The sequence below is a fragment of the Synechococcus sp. WH 5701 genome, from assembly GCF_000153045.1.
Classification (GTDB): domain Bacteria; phylum Cyanobacteriota; class Cyanobacteriia; order PCC-6307; family Cyanobiaceae; genus Regnicoccus_A; species Regnicoccus_A antarcticus.
Window position 1 is genome coordinate 1 of the sequence record NZ_AANO01000035.1, and the last position, 1,815, is coordinate 1,815.

Consider the following 1,815-nt stretch of genomic DNA (forward strand, 5'->3'; position numbering starts at 1 on the left):
AAGAATCAGTGTACCTGTCGTCGCCAACGTTCGATCAAAAGAGCGAGGCCGGTGATCAGCATCCAAAGCAAGCCAATGGCATTCATCAGCACCACAACTGGTTCGAGGGTTGGTCCTAACCACTCCCCTTCGTGCAGGGTCATTAACCAGTGCACTTGCTCACGGCTGGCTCCAAACCAGTCGCGGGCAAGGCGATAGCCAACGCCAGAGCAAACAGTGACGAATAACGGCAGAAGGACAAATGGAGCGATGCGTTGGTGGAGTTCGCGCACGCGCACAAGCAACGTCATGACCTACACCCAACCGCAAGCCGTTGATAGCGTGACCAATATTGAGCAGGCCAATGAATCTTTTCGCCGATCTGCTGGCCACAACTCAGGCAGCTCAGGGACAAACCACTGCAACCGGACCACGAATTCAGAAACGACGCGGGGTGGAGATCAAGTCTGCCCGCGAAGTCAAGATCATGCGCCAGGCCAGCAAAATCGTGGCCACCGTTCTCCGAGAGGTGATGGCCATGGTGGAACCAGGGCAAACCACCGGAGATCTTGATGCGTTTGCTGAACGCCGCATCCGCGAAATGGGAGCGACTCCCAGCTTCAAGGGTTATCACGGCTTTCCAGCAAGCATCTGCGCCAGTATTAACAACGAAGTTGTCCATGGCATCCCGAGTGCCAAACGTGTGATTCACCGCGGCGATCTCCTCAAGGTGGATACCGGTGCCTATTTCGAGGGGTATCACGGGGATAGCTGCATCACCGTTTGTGTTGGGGACGCATCGAAAGAAGCTCAAACCCTGAGTCGTGTCGCACGCGAATCGCTGATGGCTGGCATCGGCCAGGTGAAAGCAGGCAATACGCTTCTCGACATCGCTGGCGCCGTCGAAGACCACGTCAAAGCCAATGGTTTCAGTGTTGTTGAGGATTACACCGGCCATGGCGTGGGCCGCAATCTCCATGAAGAACCGTCGGTGTTCAATTTCCGTACTGACGAGCTGCCGAATGTGACGCTTCGTCCTGGGATGACCTTGGCGATTGAACCGATCCTGAATGCGGGGAGCAAAGGCTGCCGGACGTTGCGGGACCGTTGGACGGTAGTTACGCGGGACGGTGCGCTTTCTGCGCAGTGGGAGCACACCGTTTTGGTCACCAGTGATGGTTGTGAAATCCTTACCGATCGGGGCGACTGAGGATTCGGCTGTAAATCCGTCTTCCTAGCTCGGTGACGGGCATTAGGAGATAGGTCAAGGGATTCGGCGTCACGATGATCAATCTCAACCCCCAGCTGGCTTGGTTTAAAACCTGATTGGCAACCCAATTGGCGTCCATGATTCCGATTGGGTTGAGATCGGACCGGAACGGACCTAAGACAAGTTTTCTGATCACCAATTGGTTGCGTTCGTCCGCAGGACGCGTGGCTCCCCGCAAACTCACCAATTGGCCCAACAAGCGTTTGGAGATCTCATAAACAGGGCTCACTGCGGGTTGGATTTCTGCTTCTGATGTGTTGATCCAAATCTCCATGGGCGTCTCTCGTCCTTGATGCTTTCTGATGTTGCAGCGACTGATCTCCTCGTAGCGCTGCATCAGGCGCCAACTGCTGAGTGCATTGATCTCCAAGGCTCGGTTCACGTCCTCAGGGCTCTGACTGCCTTTCGGATTGATGCCGTGGTTCAGCACCAGAACATCGAACTGTGCCAAGTCACCATCAAGGGCGATTTCGTCGCCGCACTGCCAGGAGATCCAACGGTGGGGCCCCTCGTCGTCTTTGATCTGGGGAGGTGAGCTGTGGGTCAGCCAACAACTTCAGCACCCC

3 protein-coding genes are annotated in these 1,815 nt (G+C 55.8%); 1 reads left to right on the plus strand and 2 read right to left on the minus strand.

Annotated features, from left to right (window positions below; translation table 11 throughout):
• Positions 1–5 precede the first annotated feature (5 nt).
• Positions 6–290: a hypothetical protein gene (locus WH5701_RS16040; protein ID WP_006169725.1), complete on the minus strand. Its 285-nt coding sequence runs from the start codon at positions 288–290 to the stop codon at positions 6–8.
• Positions 291–343: 53 nt separating this feature from the next.
• Here WH5701_RS16040 and map point away from each other — a divergent pair, with 53 nt between their 5' ends.
• Positions 344–1,189, plus strand: a complete 846-nt coding sequence (map, locus tag WH5701_RS00150; protein WP_009789202.1) for a type I methionyl aminopeptidase — start codon at positions 344–346, stop codon at positions 1,187–1,189.
• Here the strand turns inward: map and WH5701_RS00155 are convergent.
• Positions 1,170–1,796, minus strand: coding sequence for an SDR family oxidoreductase (locus WH5701_RS00155; RefSeq protein WP_369791624.1), 627 nt, complete (start codon positions 1,794–1,796; stop codon positions 1,170–1,172). The genes map and WH5701_RS00155 overlap by 20 nt on opposite strands.
• Between the last annotated feature and the right edge of the window lie 19 nt (positions 1,797–1,815).

Bases quoted from the DNA above. Each gene is read 5' to 3' on its own strand.
- map (WP_009789202.1), top strand. From the start codon at position 344: ATGAATCTTTTCGCCGATCTGCTGGCCACAACTCAGGCAGCTCAGGGA.
- WH5701_RS16040 (WP_006169725.1), bottom strand. From the start codon at position 290: ATGACGTTGCTTGTGCGCGTGCGCGAACTCCACCAACGCATCGCTCCA.